Annotated in this window: 26 protein-coding genes; 16 read left to right on the top strand and 10 right to left on the bottom strand. The window is 62.5% G+C overall.

Annotated features, from left to right (window positions below; genetic code table 11):
* Window positions 1-58 precede the first annotated feature (58 nt).
* The 3 genes from VI340_RS12705 (at window position 59) to VI340_RS12695 (ending at window position 2,175) form a co-directional block, all read left to right on the top strand.
* Window positions 59-523, top strand: coding sequence for a universal stress protein (locus VI340_RS12705; protein ID WP_008307803.1), 465 nt, complete (start codon window positions 59-61; stop codon window positions 521-523).
* A gap of 43 nt (window positions 524-566) precedes the next feature.
* On the top strand, window positions 567-1,658 hold the full coding sequence (locus VI340_RS12700; protein WP_008307804.1) for a DHH family phosphoesterase: 1,092 nt from the start codon (window positions 567-569) through the stop codon (window positions 1,656-1,658).
* 79 nt (window positions 1,659-1,737) lie between these two features.
* A complete protein-coding gene (locus VI340_RS12695) occupies window positions 1,738-2,175 on the top strand; it encodes a hypothetical protein (protein ID WP_008307805.1) in 438 nt (145 codons plus the stop codon).
* A gap of 1 nt (window position 2,176) precedes the next feature.
* On the opposite strand, the gene VI340_RS12690 is transcribed toward VI340_RS12695, so the two are convergent.
* Both VI340_RS12690 and VI340_RS12685 read right to left on the bottom strand, forming a co-directional pair.
* Window positions 2,177-2,608, bottom strand: a complete 432-nt coding sequence (locus VI340_RS12690; protein WP_008307806.1) for a DUF5807 family protein — start codon at window positions 2,606-2,608, stop codon at window positions 2,177-2,179.
* 49 nt (window positions 2,609-2,657) lie between these two features.
* Window positions 2,658-4,106, bottom strand: coding sequence for a hypothetical protein (locus VI340_RS12685; RefSeq protein WP_336358465.1), 1,449 nt, complete (start codon window positions 4,104-4,106; stop codon window positions 2,658-2,660).
* Window positions 4,107-4,192: 86 nt separating this feature from the next.
* Between VI340_RS12685 and VI340_RS12680 the strand changes: the two genes are divergently transcribed.
* Window positions 4,193-4,615 (top strand): deoxycytidine triphosphate deaminase, encoded by a 423-nt coding sequence (locus VI340_RS12680; protein ID WP_008307810.1) that lies wholly within the window; start codon window positions 4,193-4,195, stop codon window positions 4,613-4,615.
* Window positions 4,616-4,716: 101 nt separating this feature from the next.
* Here the strand turns inward: VI340_RS12680 and VI340_RS12675 are convergent, their stop codons facing one another.
* From VI340_RS12675 to VI340_RS12640, 8 genes are all read right to left on the bottom strand, one after another.
* Window positions 4,717-5,595, bottom strand: coding sequence for a CheF family chemotaxis protein (locus VI340_RS12675; RefSeq protein WP_008307812.1), 879 nt, complete (start codon window positions 5,593-5,595; stop codon window positions 4,717-4,719).
* Window positions 5,596-5,695: 100 nt separating this feature from the next.
* Window positions 5,696-6,124: a DUF7112 family protein gene (locus VI340_RS12670; protein WP_008307814.1), complete on the bottom strand. Its 429-nt coding sequence runs from the start codon at window positions 6,122-6,124 to the stop codon at window positions 5,696-5,698.
* 4 nt (window positions 6,125-6,128) lie between these two features.
* Window positions 6,129-6,518 (bottom strand): 30S ribosomal protein S6e, encoded by a 390-nt coding sequence (locus tag VI340_RS12665; protein WP_008307817.1) that lies wholly within the window; start codon window positions 6,516-6,518, stop codon window positions 6,129-6,131.
* Window positions 6,519-6,591: 73 nt separating this feature from the next.
* Window positions 6,592-7,455, bottom strand: a complete 864-nt coding sequence (locus VI340_RS12660; protein ID WP_336329318.1) for a CheF family chemotaxis protein — start codon at window positions 7,453-7,455, stop codon at window positions 6,592-6,594.
* 59 nt (window positions 7,456-7,514) lie between these two features.
* On the bottom strand, window positions 7,515-8,747 hold the full coding sequence (locus VI340_RS12655) for a HEAT repeat domain-containing protein (RefSeq protein WP_008307821.1): 1,233 nt from the start codon (window positions 8,745-8,747) through the stop codon (window positions 7,515-7,517).
* Window positions 8,748-8,753: 6 nt separating this feature from the next.
* Window positions 8,754-9,563, bottom strand: a complete 810-nt coding sequence (locus tag VI340_RS12650; protein WP_008307823.1) for a CheR family methyltransferase — start codon at window positions 9,561-9,563, stop codon at window positions 8,754-8,756.
* The gene (cheA, locus tag VI340_RS12645) at window positions 9,560-11,551 is read right to left on the bottom strand and encodes a chemotaxis protein CheA (protein WP_008307824.1); all 1,992 of its coding nucleotides are present in this window, start codon (window positions 11,549-11,551) and stop codon (window positions 9,560-9,562) included. The genes VI340_RS12650 and cheA overlap by 4 nt, the downstream gene beginning before the upstream one ends.
* 2 nt (window positions 11,552-11,553) lie before the next feature.
* Window positions 11,554-12,663, bottom strand: coding sequence for a protein-glutamate methylesterase/protein-glutamine glutaminase (locus VI340_RS12640; protein ID WP_008307826.1), 1,110 nt, complete (start codon window positions 12,661-12,663; stop codon window positions 11,554-11,556).
* Between the two features lie 170 nt (window positions 12,664-12,833).
* On the opposite strand from VI340_RS12640, the gene VI340_RS12635 reads away from it, so the two are divergent.
* The 12 genes from VI340_RS12635 (at window position 12,834) to VI340_RS12580 (ending at window position 22,362) form a co-directional block, all read left to right on the top strand.
* Window positions 12,834-13,268, top strand: a complete 435-nt coding sequence (locus VI340_RS12635) for a chemotaxis protein CheW (RefSeq protein WP_008307828.1) — start codon at window positions 12,834-12,836, stop codon at window positions 13,266-13,268.
* Window positions 13,269-13,356: 88 nt separating this feature from the next.
* Window positions 13,357-14,082 (top strand): RAD55 family ATPase, encoded by a 726-nt coding sequence (locus VI340_RS12630; RefSeq protein WP_008307829.1) that lies wholly within the window; start codon window positions 13,357-13,359, stop codon window positions 14,080-14,082.
* Window positions 14,083-14,237: 155 nt separating this feature from the next.
* A complete protein-coding gene (locus VI340_RS12625) occupies window positions 14,238-14,573 on the top strand; it encodes an ArsR/SmtB family transcription factor (RefSeq protein WP_004515272.1) in 336 nt (111 codons plus the stop codon).
* Between the two features lie 83 nt (window positions 14,574-14,656).
* A complete protein-coding gene (locus VI340_RS12620) occupies window positions 14,657-14,932 on the top strand; it encodes a DUF7521 family protein (RefSeq protein ID WP_004590763.1) in 276 nt (91 codons plus the stop codon).
* A gap of 361 nt (window positions 14,933-15,293) precedes the next feature.
* Window positions 15,294-15,917, top strand: a complete 624-nt coding sequence (locus VI340_RS12615; RefSeq protein WP_336358464.1) for an archaellin/type IV pilin N-terminal domain-containing protein — start codon at window positions 15,294-15,296, stop codon at window positions 15,915-15,917.
* Window positions 15,918-16,248: 331 nt separating this feature from the next.
* A complete protein-coding gene (locus VI340_RS12610; protein WP_008307832.1) occupies window positions 16,249-16,875 on the top strand; it encodes an archaellin/type IV pilin N-terminal domain-containing protein in 627 nt (208 codons plus the stop codon).
* A 90-nt stretch (window positions 16,876-16,965) separates the two neighbouring features.
* Window positions 16,966-17,541 carry a DUF7500 family protein gene (locus VI340_RS12605; protein WP_004590732.1) on the top strand — a complete coding sequence of 192 codons (576 nt, stop codon included), beginning with the start codon at window positions 16,966-16,968 and terminating at the stop codon, window positions 17,539-17,541.
* A 129-nt stretch (window positions 17,542-17,670) separates the two neighbouring features.
* Window positions 17,671-18,153, top strand: a complete 483-nt coding sequence (locus tag VI340_RS12600; RefSeq protein WP_336358463.1) for a hypothetical protein — start codon at window positions 17,671-17,673, stop codon at window positions 18,151-18,153.
* Window positions 18,150-20,177, top strand: coding sequence for a hypothetical protein (locus VI340_RS12595; RefSeq protein ID WP_336329314.1), 2,028 nt, complete (start codon window positions 18,150-18,152; stop codon window positions 20,175-20,177). Before VI340_RS12600 ends, VI340_RS12595 begins: the two co-directional genes overlap by 4 nt.
* A gap of 86 nt (window positions 20,178-20,263) precedes the next feature.
* Complete coding sequence (cheY, locus tag VI340_RS12590; protein WP_170096955.1) at window positions 20,264-20,623, top strand: chemotaxis protein CheY; 360 nt, start codon at window positions 20,264-20,266, stop codon at window positions 20,621-20,623.
* A complete protein-coding gene (locus tag VI340_RS12585) occupies window positions 20,624-21,841 on the top strand; it encodes a chemotaxis protein CheC (RefSeq protein ID WP_336358462.1) in 1,218 nt (405 codons plus the stop codon).
* Window positions 21,841-22,362, top strand: a complete 522-nt coding sequence (locus VI340_RS12580; protein ID WP_008307841.1) for a chemotaxis protein CheD — start codon at window positions 21,841-21,843, stop codon at window positions 22,360-22,362. Before VI340_RS12585 ends, VI340_RS12580 begins: the two co-directional genes overlap by 1 nt.
* Window positions 22,363-22,518 lie beyond the last annotated feature (156 nt).

Raw genomic sequence — 22,518 nt, 5'->3', positions numbered from 1 at the left:
CGGAGCGTCCCTCGCCGTGACCAACAGTGTATTTAGTCGCGGCTTCGATGCGTGGTGTATGTTCGATACGGTGGTCATCGCCACGGACGGCTCCGGCAGCGCAGAGCGGGCCGTCGAAGCGGCGCTGGACCTGGCAGCGCGCTTCGACGCAACTGTCCACGGGCTGTACGTCGTCGACACCGGCGAGGTTGAGACGACTCCCGAAGAGGTTCGCGAGGCGCTGGAGCGCGCGCTGGCGACCACTGGCGGCCGCGCCCTCTCGTTCATTCTGGAGGCCGCCGACGCCGAGGCAGACGAGGAGCTCGTCACCGCTGTCCGGGAGGGCGACCCGGCCGACGAAATTTGCATGTATGCGGCGGAACACGACGCCGATGTCATCGTCAGCGGGACCCGGGGCCGCCACGGCGAACATGGATTCCTGCTGGGAAGCGTCGCCGAGGAACTCGTCCGGGAGGCCCCGATGCCGGTGCTGACGGTCCGCCAGCTCGAAGGCGAACCCAACCCCGAGCGCGAGGACGTGTAACGGAACCCGACGGCTTCTTGACGCCGCGCCCGCTTGCTGGGGCATGGACGATTGGCTCATCGACGACGACCGTCTCTCTATCGGCCGCAAATCCGTACTCCCCGGAGAGGGGTTCTTTATCCCGGATTCCTACGAGGAAGAGCAAGCCGAAGCGGAAGCCGCCGAAACGCTGGACGACGCCGGCGTCATTGTTATCGCCGACCCGGACGCAGACGGACTGGCCTGTACAGCACTGATCCGCGAGGCCCACGGGGAAGGTGCGCTGCTGCCCGCCGGCCCGCACGAACTCACGGAAGCGCTCGAATGGACCGCCGAGTACGCCGACCCCGACGCGACCGTCTTCATCTGTGACCTCTGTCCCGACCGCGAGTCCGACATCGCGCCCCTCGATTCGCTGGTCGACACCGTCGAACGGGTCGTCTGGTTCGACCACCACCAGTGGCCCGACGATCTCGCCGACGACGTCGACGCGGCCGGCGTCGAGCGCACCGTCGGGGACAGCGAGGAAGTGTGTACCGCCGACGTGGCGCTTTCGGAACTCGACTACGACTTCGACGAGCAGTGGGCCGACCTCGCCGCCGTCACCCGCGACCACGACCTCTGGATCCGCGACGACCCCCGAAGCGACGACCTCGCGGACCTGTCCTATTGGAGCGAACCCGAAGAGTACATCGAGGCGGTCCGCGACCACGGCCCCGACCTCTCTCCGGAGTTCCACGAGTTCCTCGACGAGAAGCGCGTCGAGAAGGAGGCGCTCATCGAGAAGGCCGTCGAGCGGGCCGAACTCCGCGATGTCGGCGAGTGGACGGTCGGCGTCACCTACGGCCGCTGCTCCCAGAACGAGGTCGCCGAGGCGCTCCGCGAGCAGGGCGCTGACGCCGCCGTCATCGTCAAGCCCGCCGGCTCCGCCTCGATTCGTGGGACGGATAACTTCGAGCGCGCCCACGAGGTCGCCCAGCAGGTCAACGGCGGCGGCCACCCGAAGGCGGCGGGCTGCAAGCCCGACATCTACGACGACATGATGGACTACGCCCACCACTGGACGACGCAAGGGGCCGTGGCGAAACAGGCTATCGTGGATGCGTTCCGCCGACTACCTGAGGAAGAAGCGGAAGGCGTCGACACCGACCGATAGGTGGACCCGCGAACGAACTGAACGGTATCTCGCCCCCTGACACAACGTTGATTTATCTCTCCGTCGTCACTGCCGGGTGATGCCCGAGTCCCTCCACACGCGAATCGCGCGCGAAACAGCTGTGCGACAGCGACTCGGAAGCGCCGTTGCCGTCGGCGTGACGCTGTACGTCCTCGACGGCTCGGTACGGTACGCCGCGGTCGCGGCGGCGCTCGCCTTCTGTGTCTGGCTCGTCGCCGACGCCGCGCAGGCCGCTGTCGGCGACTACGCCGATCACATGGTGTTCGGGCTCCTCGTGTTCGGCTTCGTGGCGTACACGGTGTCGGCCGCCGGCCTAACGTGGGTCGTCGTTCCCGGGACGCTTCTCGGCTGCTGGTTCCTCCTCGACGGTATCCAGCACCTCCGCCACGGCGTCACCCGCGACGAGGTCGGAATTTCGTATGCACACGACGGCAGTCCCGTCACGGGCCTGCCGAAGGCACTGCTCGTCAGACTTGCCGAACCGTTCCTGCTGTAAGCTACTCCCCGACGACCCACTTGTCGCTGTACCGTTCTCCGCAGGCACACACCGCGTAGGCGTGGACAACGTCGCCCTCGGCGTAGAGCCCGCCCACGTCCTCGTTCTGTTCCTCGGCGAAGGCGAAGACAAAGCGGGTGGTGTGGTCGCTCTCCGGTTCCTCCTCGGCGACCGGACAGACCGCGCTGGTCAGGTCGTCGCCGATGTCCCCCTCGGTGCCCATCGCCTGCTGGGCCAGTCCCATCGGGTCGATGCCCGTTGCCGACTGAAACGCACTCCGGCCGTCGTCGCCCGGCAGGACGAGGACGTGGCCGTCCTCGACTTCGTCGGCGTACTCGGCCAGCGCGCCGGGGTTCGAGACGGCGTCCTCGTGGAGGAAGAACAGCACGTCTTCGGGCCGCTCGCCCGCCAGAAACTCCGTGTGTTTGGTCATGCAGAGAGGGAGTCACTCGTCGGCCAAAAGTGCCGCGTTCCTCCCAGCCCTACAGCCAGCCCACTAGCGCCGCAACGAGGAGATACACCCACAGGAGGATGCCGGCACCGATGATACGGTTCACTGTCTTGGTGGTGGTGTCACGAGTCACAGCCCCTGCGGCCACGGCACCGAGTGCGACGGCCAGGCCGAGCCGGTGGAGCACGACGTTGAGTGGCAGGGTCGTGACAGCGAGGTACTGGTAGTCCAGCACGAACGCAGTTCCGGTGCCGGTCGCCGCCGCCGCGAAGCTCCGGACCGGGTCGAGGTTCCGGCCGGCGAGGTACGCCGCGCCGGGGAGACCAAAGGCGAGTACCGGGTACAGGAGCGCGGCGATGAACTTGGGGTCCGCCGCTGGAAACGCCCGTTCGAGCGCGACACCGCTGAACCGGACGCCGAGGTAGAGCCCGAGGAGGACGGCGAAAAGCAGCAGGTACGAGAGGCCGCGCACGAGACGGTCGACCGGTCCGGGACTGAGGCGGTCGCTGGACCGAAGCCACCGCGACAGTGGCGTGTCGGACAGCAGCGGTTGCGTGGTGTCGGCCCGCGAACGGTCCCGCCGTCGGTGGCGGCGTCGGACTGCCGTGCCCAGCACCAGCCCAGTAATGCCAAGCGCCATCGGGCCGGGCCCACTGCCGCCGCTGTCTCCCACGAGGTCGACGATTGTCGCCCAGCCGTCGGAGCCGGACCCGCCGCCGTTATCGAGGTAGAGCCGCCAGACACCGTCGGCGAACGGCTCGCCCATGAACTGGGCTTCTACCCGGTTCTGGGCCGCTTCGGTGCCGTGGACTGTATGCCGGAGCCGGAACCAGTCCCAGTGCTCGCTGTGAGCCTGGATAGCGACCCAGTTGTCCGACTCGTAGGGCGACTCGTACAGCCGGATGTGGTGGCGTGCTCCCAGATACGTCCCGTCGTGGAGCTGGTCGGTCTCCTCGATCCAGGCCCCGGCCGCTTCTCTGCCCAGCGGACCGGTGTACGAAACCGCACGGTACGGCCGTCGGGTTACCTCGTCGGCCCGGTCCTCGGTGAGCGTCCGGTCGTGGACGTAAAGGTAGCGGGTCGACCCCGTCGCTGCGCTCCATTCGACGAGCGTGCCGCTGGTGGCGTTGCCCTCCGTTATCGGTCCTTCGCCGGCGTCGATGTCCTGCTCGTCGGCCCCTGTCTTGTTCCAGCCCGGGTCCCGACCGCGGGTCAGATAGTCACGGATAGTCGCCATGTCGCCGTACACGACGACGTTTATCGCCAGCGTCCGGCCCGAGGCTGACCGCGACCGACTAGTGTAGGGCCAGAACACGTTCTCGCCGGGTTTGGGTTCGACCAGTTTCGTCGGCGCCTGCCCGCGCTCGGCCGTCGCTCCCGGTGATCCCGGCTCGACCATCGTCGCCGCGCCGGCGAGCAGCACCACGAGAATCGCGGCGACCAGCGTCACCTTCGGCGAGAGCGGCCACGAGTACGCCACAGCCGTGCTTTGCAACCGAGTCCAATACGCGTTGTGCCGCCGCTTCCGGCCCCACTTTTACGCGTACTCGCCTGATACAGTCGCACATGACCGACTTCGGCGAGTACGTCACGGATATCGTTCACGAACCGACTCAGACCGACAGCCCGGGGTTCGACCTCACCGTCGCCGAGGTGTACGAGGTCGTCGAGCCGGGGCGGATCGACTTCGGCGGCGGCGAACTCGACGCGGCCGGCGTCACACCCCATTCGAGCGAGAAGCGGGACCCGGACGACGACTACGAGTGGTGGACGCTGCGGGGCGGCCAGTACCTCATCGAGTACAACGAATCACTGACTGGCGAGGCGACGGTGACCCTCCAGTCGCGGACGGAACTGCTTGAACGCGGCGCGACGCATCCGACACTACACGTCGACGCGCTCCCGCGCGTGCCGCTATCGGTCGGCGGCGCGGGGCTGCAGCTCAAAGAGAATGCCAGAGTCAGTACGATTGTCGCGGCCGAGGAGTAAACAGGTAGACAATCCGTCTCATACGGATTGTTGTAGCGATTTACCGGTATATGTCGACCCCGTGATCGGCACTATCCGGAAATAATCTACAACAATCCGTATCAGGCGTTGACGTCTTCGAGGTGGCGGCTGGCGACGACCTTACCCGTCGGCGTGAGCGCCGGCCCGTCGGCCCCGTCCTGTACGAGCCCGTCAGCGGAGAGGTCCTGAAGAATCATCGACACCTGTGAGGAGTCCTTGCCGAGAATGCTCGCCAGCGGCATCCCGTCCATGTCGCCGGTCGAGTACATGGCGACCAGCACCTCCTTCTTGTCCTTGGTGAGCTCGACGTCTTTGAGCTCTTCCATGAGCTCGGCGTACTCGCGGCGGAGATAGCGCCCGAGGATGGACATCTTACGATTTGAGGCCATCGCGGCCAGCGTCGTCATGGCCGTTCCGTCCTTCATGTGCCGGACTGTCAGTACCGGCCGGCCCGTGCCGTTGATCTCCCGCGTGTTCCGGTCGAAGTCCGACACCGTTTTGAGATCGACGTTGAACGACCCGTCTTTGCGTCGGAACTCGACGTTCCCGGGTGTGAGAAAGAGCTTCGCGGTCTTGAACGACTCGTCGGTGACCCGGCCACCGACGCGGGCGCGCTCTTTGACCGTCGTTTCGGTGCCGTTGATGACAGCCTTGAACAGCACCGTGCCGAACTTCTCGATTTTCTCGTCACCGGCCTCGATGGCTGCGACGAGTCGCTTTCCCTTGCGTTCGAAGGCGATCGTCACCGTCGAGTCGAAGAAATCGCCCAGGTCGGGCGGGACCTGTCCGATGGCGATGTCGAAAATCGAGTCCAGCGGGATCGTCAGCTTGTCGTCCTCGCTCGCGGCCAGTACCAGCCGCTTTTGCGAGAGGACGATCCGACCCCTGATGGGGTCGCCCCGACCGGCCACTTCGGAGTTGAATTTGCCGACGAAATCCGCGATCACTGATTCCGACATTCGTCCGTTACCCGATGTACATCAGCACTGATATTGAGCGTTTCGCGCGAGTATCAGCAGCAAAAATCGGCTTCATTCGGGAGAACGGGGGCCAACGGCGTCAGTTGTCGAGGTTTCGAGCAATATCTGACAGCGAGGCGTCCGGCCCGCCGGTCGCCGTATAGACGACGCGCTTGCCCGGCGTTCGGAGGCCGTACTCGGTTCCGTCGGTTACCACGTCGAGATGTGCTGACCCGCCGAGCGAGACTTCGCTGTCGGCGACCCACTCCGCGAGGCGGTTCGTCCCGTCCCGTTCACGGGCCAGTCGGCGGTTGTCGGCGACGTGTGAGAGCACCGGTTCGCCGTCGAGATTCGTCTCGACGACGGCGTGGTACCGGTCGCCGTCCAGCGCGAGGCGGACGGTGTCGCCGTCGTCGAAATCGAGTTCGTCCGGGAGCACGACCCGCGGTCGGTCGGTTCGGCCGACCGACTCGACGGGAACGCGATGCGTCTCGACGGTTTCGTGGTCACTGGGAACGCGGTCCGGCACTGACTTACTCGTCGTCGTCGCCGAGGAGTTCGGCCACGTCGTCGCTGCCGCGGGCCGTGATCTTCGCGTTGATCTGGCGCGTGTCGTCGCTGACCTCGCGGCCGCGGACGGTGATGCGCTTGCGCTCGCCGTCGGTGGTCGGCTTGAAGCCGACGCCGCCGTCGGACATGATCTCCTTTGTCGTGACGCCGCGAACGTCGGGTCGCATCGGTCGGCCCGAGGTGTCCGAGCCGCCGGTCAGTTCGAGCGTGTAGCCATCGAGGCCGACAGCGCCGCCGTCGACCTCGTCGCCGAGCTCGCGGCCGATGAAGCGGTTTGCGTCCTGTCCGTCGACGTCGATCTGGTAGGTGTGGCCGTCCTCCGGATCGGAGACGGCGACCGTGAATTCTGCCATACCTGTTCTCAATCAACCGCGCTTCAAAAACGCGTCGAACCGTCCGTCCCGGTCGCACCGTCACACGTCTCGGTTACTGGTCGGCCATCGCGTCACTCGCGATCGAGCGGCCGCGGGCCTCAAGCTGGACCTCCCGGCGTGTCCGGACCGGTTCGAGGATGTCAGCCTCCATCAACCGGTCGTACACGTCTTCGACTTCCTCGATCTCCATGTCGACGAAGTCAGGAATCTTGAACGGCGAAATGCCGGAGTACAGCGCCATCAGCACCTGTGTCTCTTTGTCGGAGAGGTCCACGTCGTCGGCGATGTTACGCTGCTCGCCCTGCCGGACGAGCCCCTCGATGAGCGAGACGTGTCGGGGCGTCCCCGAGATGTGGGTCTCGACGCTGGTTCCTTCGATAGTGTGTTCGACCTCTAACAGCGGTCGCTCGTCCCCGCGAATCGTCTTCTCCTTGCTCTCGACCGTTCCTACGTCGTCGATATCCAGTTCGACGAACGTGCCGCTGGCGATGGCCAGATTGATGCAGTCGCCGTCGAGTTTGAGTCGCCCCTTCTCCCAGCCGCCGTCCTGGACGACACCACCTTTGACTGCGGGATGATTGATGAGGACAACGGTCTGGTCAAGCAGCGTGCTGTAGAGTTTCTCCTGGAACTCATCGGCCTTTTTCGCCGAGATGAGAGTCACGTTCCGGCCGGCCTGCACCTTGACGTAGCTGTCCACCTGTGCGAGGGGCTGGTTCATCTGGCTGGCCGTGACGCTGCTGACTTTCGACAGCGGGATGGTCCGCTTGCCGTCGTTGGTCGCGAGGACGAGGCGCTTGTTCGAGAGGAGGACCCGACCGGGTAGCCACTCGATGTCGTTTCGCTTGCGCCCGTCCGAGACGACCTGGACGAACTTCCCCTTCGTATCGACCAGTGCGTGTTCTCCGTCGCTCATCGGTTAGCCAGCTATCGTTCCCGTGTACGCTCTGCCACGTCTTAATCCACTCGGACGATTCATCCGCGGCCACCGAGCTTCGAGATGGCCGAGAACGCCTTCTTCCGGATCACGTCGTGTTCGGTCTCGTCGATGAGTTTGTCAAGCGTCTTCCGGGACCGCTCGCCCCCGACCTTCCCGAGCGTGAAGATAGCCTGTCCCCGGATCTCGGGGTCGACGTCGTCGTCCTGCACGATTTTGAGCAGCCGCCGCTCCACCATGTTGTCGTCGTCGCCGAGTTCGGCGAGACTGGTCGCGGCGAACTGCCGGAGCATCTGGTCGTCCTCGCCGAGCGCGTCGACGAGCGATTCGATGACTCGGTCCCGCTCCTCCTGGCTGGTGACCCGGCCGAGCATCCAGGCGGTGTTGCGCCGCTGGGCCGCTTGCGTACTCTCTTCGAGAATCTCGACCAGCGGCACGACGACGCTGCGGTCGTCTGTGTTCGAGAGCTTCTCGACGACGGTGTCCCGTATCTGGTGGCTCTGGTCGGTCGGGACGTTCGACAGGAGTTCGATGAGCGAGTAGACGGCTGTCCGGCGGACGGCGGCCGACTCGTCCGAGAGAGCTTCGATGAGATAGTCGACGGGCCGGTCGTTGCCGAAGTTCCCGAACCCGCCGACGGCGATGCGCCGGACCCGCTCGTCATCGTCCTCGTACAGCGGGAGCAGCGCCTGCAACGCCTGCCGGTTCCCGATGTTTCCCAGCGCGTCCGCCCCCTCGCGCCTGACGGCGGCTTTCGGGTCCGTCAGCACGTTTTCGAGGGGGGTCGTCGCCCGCGAGTCGCCGATCTTCCCGGCCGACCGGGCCGCCCGCGCTCGTACTCGCGGGTCTGGGTCCTCGAAGCGCTCTGCCAGCTTCGGAACCGCGTCGGCTTGATCGAGGTTCCCGAGGCCGTTGGCCGCTGCCATCCGGAGTTCCGGCACATCGGCGTCGAGTACCTGCATGTACGCCTTCGCCTTCACCCAGTCTGCGGCGTCGTCTTCGAGGTCGACGCCGGCCATACTCCCGATGAGTTGCGTGATCGCGTCGTCGCCGAGTTCGTCCAGCGAGTCGATGGCCGCGCCGGTGATCGCGTCGCTGTCGCTCTGGGCCGCGTCCACGAGCGCGTTGACCACGTCGCGCCGGTCGTCGTGGTCGTCGAAGTTCCCCAGTAGCTCCGCGGCGCGGGTCTTGACCCGTTCGTTGTCGCTCTCCCTGAGGAGGCGGATGAGTTCCTGTGCCTTGCCGTCCCGTTCCAGTTCGTAGAGGCTCATTGGTCGCTACACACGCCGGTAGATGCGGTGGCGTTTGTCGACCGCTTCGAAGGAGTCCCGACACTCCGCGGGCAGCGTCTCGGTCATGCCGATCATGAGGTAGCCGCCCTCGCGGAGCGATCCGCGGATCGTCTCGAAGATGGGGACCTTGAACTCCGAATCGATGTAGATGAGGAGGTTTCGGCAGAACACCAGATCGAAATCGCGTTTGGGGTCCCCTCGGATGAGGTCGTGTTGCTCGAACGTGACCATCTCCTTGACCCGGTCCCGAACCTCAAACGTGTTGCCGTCCTGCTCGATGTACTTCGTGTAATCGTCCAGCGGCTCCAACTCGTCGGCGATGTCGGTCGTCTGGGAGGTCGCGTAGGTGCCCTTTCGGGCCTCTTCGAGGATGTCGGCGTTGATGTCCGTCGCCGTGATCTCGACTCGGCGGGCGTCGACCTTGGGGTCGTCGAGCGCCAGCATCGCCGCCGAATACGGCTCGCGGCCGTCGGCACTCGGGGCCGACCAGAGCCGGACGGTGCGGTTGTTCTCCGTGAGTTCTCGGAGGACCGGCCGCAGTCGTTCCCACGCGTCCGGGTTCCGGAAGAAGCCGGTGACGTTGATCGACAGCGAATCGAGCAGTTCCTCGCGCTCGCCGTCGTCGCGCTCCAGCAGTCGCTGGTAGGACTGGTAGTCCTCGGTGTCGGTCCGGCGCATCCGCGCGGTGATGCGGCGGTCGAGATACGAGTCGTTGTAAAAGCCCGACTCGAAGTCCATCTCCTCGCCGATGAACTCCACGAGGTCCTCGAAGGTGCGCTCGCTACCTTTGTTCATAGGGTCACCACGTCGAGGATGTGGACGATGTTCCCGTCGCCGAGGACGGCCGTGCCCGAGAGGCCGGGCGTTCCCGAGAGGATACCCTCCAGGGGCTTGACGACGACCTCCTCCTGGCTGTTGACCGAGTCACAGTGGAGCGCGACCTGGCGCTCGGATTCGCGGATGCGGACGAGCATCCCGTCGCCGTTTGCCGTCTCGCCCTCGATGTCGAAGGTGTCGTCGAGGTGGATGACCGGGTAGATCTCGTCGTTGTGCTTGATGACTTCCTGACCGTTGACCTGCTTCGCCTCCTCTGTTCCGGTAATCTCGTCGACGTTCTTGATCGGGACGCCGTACTCCTCGCCGCCGACCTTGACGAACAGCACTTTGACGATAGCCATCGTCACCGGCAGGCGCAGCGAGACCGTCGTTCCCTCGCCCGGTTCGGAGTCGACGCTGACCGACCCGTCGAGCTGAGAGACTGTGTCGTGGACGACGTCCATGCCGACGCCGCGCCCGCTGGTGTCAGTCACTTCGTCGGCCGTCGAGAAGCCGGGATGGAACACGAGGTCGTACACCGCGGAGTCGTCCATCGCGTCCAGTTCCTCGGGCGAGCGGACGCCCTTTTCGACGGCCTTCTCCCTGATTCCACTCACGTCGAGCCCGGCCCCGTCGTCTTCGACTTCGATGATGACGTGGTCGCGCTCGCGGGAGGCCCGGAGCGTGATGTGGCCAGTCGGGTCCTTGCCTGCCTGTTCTCGCTCCTCGGGCGACTCGATGCCGTGGTCGACGGCGTTCCGGAGGATGTGCATCAGCGGGTCCGAGATCTCGGTGAGGATGGTCCGGTCGAGTTCGATGTCCTCGCCCTCGATCTCGAACTCGATGTCCTTGTCGAGTTCGCGCGCGAGGTCCCGGACGAGCCGCGGGAACTTCCCGACGACCTTCTTCAGCGGGATGAGCCGCATATCCATCACCGTGTTCTGGAGGTTCGCCGTGATCTTGTCCAGTTCGTTCAGCGTCTCGCCGGTGGAGTCGAGGTCGTCTTTCTCGACACCACGCCGGAGCTTGATTCGGCTCGTGACCAGTTGCTCGACGAGCCCGTGGAGGTCGTCGAGCTGGTCCACGTCGACGCGGACGGACTTGATCTCGTCGACGCTGTGTTCCTCTTCGGCACCCGGGTTCGGGTCCGAGCCTGCGTTCGAACCCGTGTCAGTACTCTCGATAGCATCGGAGCCGGTGTCTGCGTCGCTCACCAGTTCGTCGGTCACGTCGGTCACGTCGAAGCTGTCGACCTTGCCGGTCGTCCCCAGTTCGGCGTCGACGGTCGCCGCGTCGGGGCCGTCGAGATACAGGACGAACGTGTCCTCGAACTCGCCGTCCTCGATATCGGCACGGCTCGGACTCGAATCGAGAATGTCGAACCGCCCCTCGATGGACTCGACGGCCAGCATCGAGTCGACGCCGAGCATGTCCGACTCCCCGACGCTGATCTCGGCCTGCAGGACTCGCTCGTTGACAGCGTCGGCGTCGATGTCGGCATCGCTGACGCTGGCATCCGTGGAGAGCGACTCGTCGCTGTCCGAGGAGTCGCCGTCGTCCGCCGTTTCGGTGTCGCCCGCGGCGGCGGCCCCTTCTTCGAGGACGGCGCGGAGCTCTTCGACCATCTCGTCGGTCTCCGTCCCCGATTCGCCGTGCTCTTCGATCTCCCCGACGATGACCTCGATCTTGTCGACGCCGGCGAAGACGAGATCCATCAGGTCCGGCGTGACCTCCATCTCGCCCTGGCGCATCTCGTCGAGCAGGTCCTCCATCGCGTGCGCGAGGTTCGCTGCGTTGTCGAAACCCATCGCTCCGAAGTTCCCCTTCAGCGTGTGGGCTGTCCGGAAGATCGAATCCATCGCCTCCGTGTTGGAGGGGTCGGACTCGAGTTCGAGCAGCGAGTTGTTGAGTTCGGTAATCGCTTCTTCACTTTCACGGATGAATGCGTCTAAATACTGGTCGTCCATTGTCAGGTCACCTCAGTGGTAATCGTGTCGATAATGCCGTCCGCAATGTCGTCGATAGGCAAGACAGTGTCCACACAGCCCGTCTCGGCGGCGCGCTTTGGCATGCCGTACACCGCGGACGTGGCCTCGTCCTGTGCGATGGTCTTGCCACCGGCCTGCTTGATCCGCCGAATCCCGTCCGCGCCGTCCTCGCCCATCCCGGTGAGGATGAGGCCGACGAGCGGGTCGTCGATCGTCTCCGCGGCCGTCCGCATCGTCACGTCGACTGCCGGACGGACGCTGTTGACCGGTTCGTCCTGTGTCAGCTTCGTCCGCAGTCGGCCGTTCCGGTAGTTCTTGACCTCCATGTGCCGGTCGCCGGCAGCGACGAGTCCCTCGCCGCCGCCGATGCGCGCCCCGTCTGTGGCCTCCCGGACCTCGTAATCACTTCGCGTGTTGATCCGCTCGGCGAACCGGCCGGTGAACCCCTCCGGCATATGCTGGATAATGAGCACCCGGAGGTCGGCCTCGATGGGGAGGTTTTCCATTACCTGTTCCACCATCTTCGGGCCGCCGGTCGAAGAGCCGATGACGAGCGTCGGGTTCGCAACGTAGGTCGTCTGACTCGACGAGCCTCCGGTTGCCCTCCGGTCAGTGGCTGAACTGCCAGCCGTCGGTGAGCCCGCTCCGCTGTCGCTGGTTGTCCCGCCGTGGCTGTGTGTCGCGCCAACATCGACCGCCGCGACGGAGCTGACCATCTCGACCAGCTGGTCTTTCAGGCGTGACATCTCCATCGACACCTCGCCACCGGGCTTGGTGAAGAAGTCGACCGCGCCCTTATCGAGGGCCTCGAACGTCACGTCGGCGTTTTCGTCGGTGTGGGCCGACAGCATCAACACCGGTGTCGGAGACTCCGCCATGATGCGCTCCGTCGCCTCGATGCCGTTCATTACCGGCATCTCGACGTCCATCGTCACGACGTCCGGTTTGTGTTCGATAACGGCCGACACTGCCTCCTCGCCATCACGCGCCTGCGCGACGACATCGATACCGCCATCGCTGAGGATATCAGAGATGACACTCCGCATGAAGTGAGAGTCGTCTGCGACCACGGCGCGGACACCATCTGCCATATCACCAACGCTCCCGTCGGACAGGAGACATCGGCGAACGAGACATCCTCATACCTACTTCCAAATCCCGTCCGGCCCCGAAATAAATACTCCGCCCACGTAATCAAAGTTGATAGCCCAGCAGGCACCTTTATGCGCCCCTGTCCGCGACAGTTTGGATAAGAACCGCAATGGCAGCACAGTCAGCCACCACCGGCCAGGTACTCGAGTTCCAGCTCGGCTCGGAAACGTACTGCGTGAGTATCGACTACGTGACTGAGATCGTCGATATCGGCGAACTCACGTCCGTCCCGAACGCCCCGCCGCACGTCCGTGGCGTCATGGACCTTCGCGGGCGCACGACATCGATCGTCGACCCCAAGGTCGTCTTCGGTATCGAGGACGAGGGCGAAGAGAAGCGCATCATCGTCTTCGACCCGGAGATCGTTGAGGAACAGGGCGCGGCCGGCTGGCTCGTCGACGAGGTGTATCAGGTAGTCCAGATCACGCCGGAGCAGGTCGACCGGTCCCCCGCGAACGACGCCGGCTCAATCCGGGGCGTGATCAAGCGAGATGACAGTTTTGTTATCTGGGTGGACCCCGCCATCGTCCACGCTGGTGACTGATTCCGGTTTGTTTAGCGACACACCAGCAAGACTTTTTAACATTCCCGACAGAGAAGTATCCAATCAACTTTCAGTTCCTTCCGAAACTATGATTGAGCAAACCAAAACGGGGATCGAGGGCCTCGACGACATTCTGAACGGTGGCATTGTGAAGAACTCGACGACACTGGTGAGCGGCAACCCCGGGGCCGGGAAATCGATCCTCTGTCTCCAGTACATCTACAACGGCGTCGAAAAATACGACGAGAAGGGCATCTACCTCTCTTTCGAGGAGGACGAGTCAGACCTCCGGGAGGCCGCCGAATCTCTCGGCTTCGACAACTGGCAGGACCACGTCGAAAACGGCGACATCAAGGTGTACGACAAGCAGGTGCTCCTGCGCGAGAACGACTTCACCTCCTCGCTGGATATTCTGCTGGAGGAACTCGAAGACGGTGACTACGACCGACTGGTGCTTGACTCGCTTGCCATGTTCGAACTGTTCTTCGAAAACGAGAAGGAGAAGCGGACGTATCTCCTGAAGTTCACCGATATCCTCAGCGACAGCGGTCTCACGACGCTGATGACCAACGAACAGGGGGCCGTCTTCCCGGACACCGAGATCGGGCTGGAGAACTATCTGACCGACGGCAACATCTACCTTATCCAGACGCCGACTGATACCGGTGTGAACAGATACGTCTGGGTCGCCAAGATGCGAAAGCAGAACATCGAGACGGACATCTATCCGATGGAGATCGACCGCGGCGGTATCGATGTCCACCAGAACGCCAGCGCCTTCTCGATGATGAGCGAGGAAGAATCACCAATTTAGCGATACAATAAAGCCATTATTACTCGGTAGAACGACGGATACAGCGGCACAGGCCGCTGTTTTCGTACGAGCGTCCTGTAGTGCGTGTTTGTCTCCTTTCAGTCGATATCACAGGCGATAGCTTTATTATCGACTGAATTTATGATTTGATAACGATGGATTCAGGGGAGATTCTTCAGACGCTTGGCAATAAATACAGTGCCGAAATCCTCGACGCGACGGACGAACCGGTCTCCGCACAGGAACTCAGCGACGAACTCGGAATCCCCATCGCGACGTGTTACCGACGCATCGACGAACTGACCGAACACGACCTCCTGGAACTACACGACAACATCCTCTCTGACGACCGCCGACGTATCAAGGTGTATCGGCGGAACGTGGACGAGGTCCGGGTCGATTTCGACGACGAACTGACTGTCCACATCGAAGAGCGGTCGGAAGTGACTAACAAACTCGACGAGGCGTGGCGGACTCTATCTGAGCGGTAGAACGCCTCTTCTCGGCGTTATCACGAAAGATATTTTCGAGCGTGGATTTAATAACGGGTTCGCTGTAGCCCTGTACAGTGCTGATGATAGAACTTCTCTATGCCATATCGACGCTGGTGTTCGTCGTGGCCGGACTGACAATGGTCGGGATGGCCATGCGGGCGTACATCCAGACATCCCGGCAGGCGATGCTTCACCTCTCGGTGGGATTTTCGCTTGCAATCGCGGGCGCGGCCGCGACGATGATTAGCGCGTTCATCAACGACTTCGAGGGCGTACGGTCGTTGTTGCTAGTCAACAGTGGGTTGACGACGTTCGGCTATCTGTTCGTGATGTACAGTCTCGTCACGTACGAGTGAGTGTGTTTCTCGGCTGCATCAGCTGACCACCCTGCCCGTGAGCGGATTTCTCTGTCGACTCCGGTTTCAACGTCTATTTTCGTATAGACCGCACCAGCTTGCACGCAACACGATACCTCTCGACCACACACAAGACAACCAGCTATTTCCATCGCTGATACCAACCTATAGAAGCAATTAAATCTGATTCTTAGAGGCAACGTAGCTCAGTTATCTTCTTCAGACCTAACTATAGGTGTTCTTCTATCGAAACACCTCTTCAGCCCCTCAGAGACCTATTATCAAGTAATATAATTCGGGGGGAGGTATTATTACTGACGAAAAGAACGGTTGCATAGGGTCAGACAGACCCGGATCAACAATGCTAACGGAACTAACGAACGACGACGACCGCGGGCAGGTCGGTATCGGTACCCTGATCGTGTTCATCGCGATGGTGCTGGTGGCGGCAATCGCTGCGGGCGTCCTGATCAACACGGCCGGCTTCCTCCAGAGCAGCGCCGAGGAAACCGGACAACAGAGCAGTGACCAAGTGACGAACCGACTGCAGCTCGTCAACGCCGTCGGTGAAGACATTCGATCATCCAGCAGCACAATCGACACGGTCAAGCTGACCGTCAAGAAGGCACCCGGTGCAGGGAACATCGATCTCGGTAGTACGATCGCCCAGTGGGTCGACTCCAGTGGCTCGTACGACCTCACCTACGAAGGGACCTACGACGGCGACCCAGGCTCAAGCGAGTTCTCCGTTGCTGACGTCCAGGACGATGACGGATCGATTTCGGGAAGTCAGGTCCTGAACGACCCGTCTGACCGCGCGACGATCATCTTCAGCGCTGAAGCGATTCGCGGTGGCAATGCTGATGACGGCCTCGGTGAGGGTGAGACGGCGACGGTTCGCCTGAACACCCAGTCCGGCGGCACGACGACTGCTCGGTTGGTCGTCCCGGAGACTCTGTCTGGTAACTCCGCAGTCAGCCTCTAAGGCGTCATATCTTTCAGTTTCAATTGCTGATATACTCGTAGCTTATTTCTGCCTTCTGCATGCTTTCCACCGGTTAGCTTGCGACACACTACTGGCTCCGACACGTAACGGTCATTTAGGAGTCCTCACACGGCCAGACGTTTTTGTTGACTACTGCTCTCAGAGATAGAATTCAACGCTCCGTCTATTCTCGGACAAATATCTGTTTTGGCCGCTGAGACTGTTGCTTACGACGATCAGTGACTTGGTTATCAAGACGTATAATTTGAGAGGAGGTATTATTACCCATGAAAAGAGTCAACAGATAGGGTCAGACAGACCCGGATCAACAATGCTAACGGAACTAACGAACGACGACGACCGCGGGCAGGTCGGTATCGGCACCCTGATCGTGTTCATCGCGATGGTGCTGGTGGCGGCAATCGCTGCGGGCGTCCTGATCAACACGGCCGGCTTCCTCCAGAGTAGCGCCGAGGAAACCGGACAACAGAGCAGTGACCAAGTGACGAACCGACTGCAGCTCGTCAACGCCGTCGGTGAAGACATCGATTCTTCAAGCAACACGATCGACACGGTCAAGCTGACCGTGAAGAAGGCACCCGGTGCGGGGAACATCGACATCGGTAGTACGATCGCCCAGTGGGTCGACACTACTGGCTCGTACGACCTCACCTCGTCTGGCTACAGTGACACCCCGGACCCCGACGGGTCCTCCTTCGCTGTCGCCGATGTTCAGGACGACGACGACTCGATTTCAGGGAGCCAGGTCCTGAACGATCCGTCTGACCGCGCGACGATCGTCTTCAGTGCCGAGCTGATCCGCGGAAGCGGCACCGGTGACGGCCTCGGTGAGGGTGAGACGGCGACGGTTCGCCTGAACACCCAGTCCGGTGGCACGACGACCGCTCGGCTGGTCGTCCCGGAGACTCTGTCTGGTAACTCCGCAGTCAGCCTCTAAATTCGGTTATCTTTTCGGTTCGACGTAGTTCTCTTTTCGTCCACCCTGACCAGCGACGGAGTTATACGATAGCCTCACACACTAGTACCTATGGCTCGGCGGTCAGACGAACCGAATCCGGAAGAGGGCAAGGTACTCTCGCCCGAAGAGCTCGATATCGCCGACGACGAGCACGTCACTGAAATCGACGAGGGCCGCTACGTCGTTTCGTCGGATGTCCGCACTGACGACTCCTACGGGAATCAGGTTTCGTCGGATTCGGCGTCTGAATCCCCGCCGTCTCCTGCACCGGACCCGGAGCCGTCGACTCCCGAGTTCTCGGATGCAAACGTCCACGAGTGGCTCGCCGAACAGATGGCCGACTCGAACGCCAGATACGGCTTCGACGTGACCGCGAAGTTCGACGGCGACGTCGACCAGCAGCAGCTCGCTTCCAACGACATCGTCACCGTTTTCGAGAGCTTCATGCTCTGGTACGGCCGTCAGATGGACGGGTCGACACCGGTCGAGGAAGTGCTGGGTATTCTGCTGTCGGAATCGAACGTGCCGGTTCGCTATCCGCCAGCGGTCATCAAACAGCTCGTCCGGTCGACGCAACTGACGCCGGACGATTCTATCGCTGATCTCTTGGAAGCCGTCGAGGCCGCCGACGGTGCCGAACTCTGAGACGGGGCGCTGTAGGTCATTTCCACAACGACCACCTGCAATCGAGCAGCTATCGCGATGAACAGGGGCAGCAACCTGCCCAACCGACGAGGGATTTAAATCCGGGCACGGCAGTGTGTAGGGTAGATAATGGTCCCGCGCCATCCGCCGACGGCCGTTGCCCTGTTCGTTCTGGTAACGCTCGTCGTGACGGGACCACTCGTCGGCGTCGACGCTGTCAGGACACAGCCGACGACTATCGGCGACGGGACGGCGACTGTCAGTTCCGTCCAACTGCCGACGTCGGAGATACGGTTCACTGACGGTCGGTTCGGCACGAACGTCGCGTATCTCCGAGTGCCCGATGCCAGTGTGACTGTCGACTCCGTGACGGGGCGTCCGAGACTGCTGTATCAGGTCGCGGTCCCTGCGCTCGACATCTCCCTCGAAGACGAACAGGTCCTTTCGGACGGTCAGTCCGGGACGTACCGGCTCGCACCCGGTGACAGGGCGGTACCGCCGTCGTCACTGGAGCGGGACGTGTACAGGGGGACCGTCCTGCTTCGTGTCCAGAGCTTTGAAACCGCTGAGACAATCGTTGCTGAAAACGTGACAGTGCAGGTGGAGCAATGATTCGAGACGCCGAGCAGTTCACTGGCCGCTGCCGACAGGTCGGAACGGCAATCTTCGGTGACCGCTACGGCTATGCCCTCTGGCTCGGCCTGCTCGTGACGTTCGGGCTCTACTGGCGCGTTGGGATTTTCGTCACCGACACGTACACCACTGCCAACGCACTCGTCGCTGTCTCGAACGGGCACCTCCACATCGTAGAGACGCCGTACTCCCTGACACTCGGCGCGCAACCGGGTCTGCACGAGGCCGGCGGCAGGCTTTACGGACGCAACTACGGCCAGATACTTCTGGCTGTCCCGCTGGTCTGGGCGTTGCAAGCGCTGTCCGTGCTCATTACACCCCGGCTACTGCTCCTTGGACTCTGGTCGGGCACTGCGCTCGTCTTCGTGGCTCACGTCAGCGTGCTCGGACAGCGCCACACCAATGTCGCCAAGCGAACGGTGCTGTGGGTCGGTAGCGGCCTCGTCGCTGTCCTGTTTCTGGTCGGTGCGCTGGCAGCAACAGCCCTCCCGGGCACTTCGCTCCCAATAGCCGCGTTCCAGATCTCGACGATGCTCGCAGCAGCGACGACCGGCGTCGTTCTCTACCGCCTCGTCGGAATCTGGCACGACCGCTCAGTCGCCCTGGCGGCTGGTGTCGCAATCGGTATCGCCTCGTCTGTCGGGTTCTGGGCTTCGCTTCCGAAACGGCACGTTCTGGTAGGGCTATTGATACTGACGACGGTGTATCTGTTCGCTCGGAGCCGAGTTGCGTATGCCGACGCCGAATTTCGGCTCGGGCTGGGTTTTCGTGCCGGCGCGTACATCGCCGCTGGTCTGGTAACCTGGACCCACGCCTTCGAGGGCTTTTTTCTCGTGGTGACGCTGGCTCTCGTAGACCTTGTCACTGCAAGGCGAAACTCGCTTCTCCATCTGGCCGTTGCCGCCCTCGCGCTCTTCCTCGGCTCGCTCCCGATGCTCGTGACGAACTTCCTTATCTCTGGGAACCCGGTCAAACCGCCGCGGTTGCTATCCGCCGTCGGGGGTGCGAACGTCGAATTCACACCTGAGACCGGCGGCGATGCCGGAACCGGTGGCGGTAGCGGCACTGGCGGCACTGAGGGTGCCGGAACGGACGGTGGGACTGGCGGGGGCTCCGACGGAAGTGGTGGCGGGTCTAGTGGTGGCAGTGATTCCACAGGGGCGGACGGTGATACCGGAACGCCGATCATAACACCGATTCTCGGCCTGTTCGACCGGATCATGGGACCTGCGGCCCCCGCGATGGTGTTCGTCTCGGATGCGGTCAGCCGTGGTCTCGACGTCCTGGCTACGCCCGAGCGAATGTCACAGATTTTCCTGCGGAGCGGCTCCGCGCCACAGATCAACTACGCTCCTAACTCCTACGAGGCGATCGAACTCACGATGGTCGAGGCCGTCCCGCTTTTCGGCGCGGTCGCGGCACTCCCCGTGGTCCTAGTCCGGTCAGTTGCTCAGCGGAGGCGGCAGTGGAATGTCCGTCCGTCGCACTATTCCCCCCGAACCCAGACCGATATGCTCGGTACGGCCCTCGCAGCTGTGTTCACGCTCGTCTATCTGAGCCGCCTGCCACTGCACACACAGCTCACTGTTCGATATCTGCTGCCGACGGTCCCGCTGATCATGTACGGTGTCGTTCGGATTCCGGCGGTCCACGAAACCGTCAGCGACGCGAAGCGGTGGCTCGCCGGCGGGTACGCTGCGAGTACCATTGGTGGTCTCCTCATCGGACTCGGCGTCGTTGCCGGACTTGATCTGGCGCTCGGGGAAGCGGTACAGTTCCACGCACTCCTCAATCTCGGTGGTGCCGTGGTCTGTGCTGGGGCTGTGCTGGGCCGCACACTCGTTCCCGACCGCGTCCCGTCCAGAGTGGGCGCACTGGGTCTGGCGCTCCCGGCGGGGCTGACGACAGCGTACCTCCTCCTCTCGGGGCTCGTGTACTTCCAGTACGGCCCCTTCGCGCTCGATTTCATCCGCGTTCTCACACCGCATCTCCCTGCGGTGTAACTGGGTTTCGGGACCCACCGATATCACACGCGATAATTTACGGGACACCTTTATCTAACTCATCACGATATGTAGGCTTGATAGGCATGCCAGACGTACTGATCGCCGACGATTCAGAGTTTATGCGTAACCTCCTCCGCGAGATTCTCGAAGAAGACCACGAGATCGTTGGGGAGGTCGAGAACGGTGTCGAAGCTGTCGAAGTGTTCAAAGAAGAAGGGCCGGACCTGGTGATGATGGACATCGTGATGCCCATCCGGGATGGCATTGAGGCCACGGACGAGATCAAATCTTCCAATCCCAATGCGAACGTCATCATGTGTACAAGCGTTGGCCAGGAAGAGAAGATGAAGGAGGCCGTGAAAGCGGGGGCTGACGGATACATCACCAAGCCGTTCCAGAAACCCAGCGTGATGGAGGCTATCGAGGACGTCGTCCCGTCATAGATGAACGTCGATATTCAGTCGCTCGGTACGTTCAACCAACTCGCTCACGAGGGGGCCGAACAGGCCACGCAGTCGATGAGCCAGATGACGGGCATCGATGCCGTCGTCGACGTAACCAAGATAACGCTGCTCGACAGAGCAGACGTCGGCGAGGAACTGGCCGGCCGTGACTTCGTCGGCGTCCAGTTCTCTTTCGATGGCGTTCTGGAGGGCGATACCGTTCTTGCCTTCGACGTAGACAGCGCCGGCACGATCACCGAGGAGATGATGCCCGGTAGCAGCGACGACGAGGCGATGGCCAGGAGTGGCATCGAGGAGATCGGCAACATCATGATGAGCGGTTTCATCGACGGCTGGGCCGACTACGTCGGTGCGACCATCGACCACTCGCCGCCGGAGTACATCGAGGAGTCCGGCGGTGACGTGCTTCCCGATGCACCCGAGAACGGCGACCACCAGCAGGTGTTCGTGTTCAAATCGGAGATCGAATGGATCGACGAGTCGGTGAACTTCTACATCTACATGCTCCCTGAGTACGAATCGCTCACGGAGATGATGATGGACCACGTCGACACGGACGGTGACGCCATCCCCATCGACAAGCTCCAGACGTTCAACGAGATGACGACCAGCGGCACCCAGAAAGCCGCTGACAACGTCGAGATGATGACCGGCATCCCGACCGAGTCGGAGGTGACACAGATCAGTTTCGCCCCCATCGAGGACGTGCCAAAGCAGATCGGCACGGACACGTTCGTCGGGACGGTCGTCGAGTTCACCGGGACGCCCAGTGGCTACCTCATGGTGCTGTTCGACGAGGTCTCCGCGATCAACGTCGCGGAGGCGATGATGCCCATCGAGATGGACAGCGACGAGCTAACCGACCAGCACAAGGCCGCCATCGAGGAACTGGGGAACATCATGACGAGCGGGTTCGTCGACGGCTGGGCGAACGTCCTGCAGACCTCAGTCGAGCACACGCCGCCGCGGGTCGTCCACGACATGGGGCGGGCGATTATGGACCCGCTGGCGGCGCAGGTCGGACAGTATCAGGAGCACGCGTTCATCATCGACTCCCAGATGCGGACCGACGACATCGAGTTCCAGGCTGAGATTCACGCCCTGCCCAACGAGAAAGAGCTTCGCGCCGCCCTCGACGACCTCGATGTCGAGCGGGCGACCGAGACGGGCGCGGACGTCGAACAGATATTCAAATAATGAAAGTATACGATGGTAGCCAGACGGATAGTCCCGCACAGAGTTCGCCCGAGCGCATCAAGGTCGGCATCGCGGAGTACAAGGTGACTACGGAGCCGGCCGTGCTGACCACGAGCGGGCTGGGCTCCTGTATCGGGATTGCGGTATACGACACCCGTAACACGGTGGCCGGTCTCGTTCACGTCATGCTTCCGTCGGCGGCCGATATCGACGGCGGCAACCATGCGAAGTTCGCGGACACGGGCATCGAGGCGCTCATCGAGGCCATGGCGGATGCCGGGGCGTCGACGGAGGCGATGGAAGCGAAAATAGCCGGTGGGAGTGACATGCTCGATTTCTCCGAGAACGGCTCCTCCATCGGCTCGCGCAACGCCAAGAAGGTTCGCGAGACGCTGGAGGAACACGGCGTACCCGTCGTTGGTGAGGACCTCGGCGGTGATCACGGCCGGTCTGTAAAACTCGAAGCGGACACCGGAAATTTCGTTGTCAAAAGCGCGAACACGGATTCGATAACGCTGTGACGTCTGCGAGCAGGACTCGTGCGCGACTCAGAGCGTCAGACGGATGACCGCCGCTCGTCTGCCGGGGGCGCACTGACCCTCTCTGTTCCCTGATTTTCTTTCCGAAATTAACCTGAAATGTAACAGGCTAGTACTTGAATCGTTAATTTACTGTAT

Source organism: Haloarcula sp. CGMCC 1.6347 (genome assembly GCF_037078395.1).
GTDB classification, from domain to species: Archaea; Halobacteriota; Halobacteria; order Halobacteriales; family Haloarculaceae; genus Haloarcula; species Haloarcula amylolytica.
The sequence above is the reverse complement of the archived record's forward strand: the minus strand, read 5'-3'. Positions and strand labels throughout refer to the sequence as shown.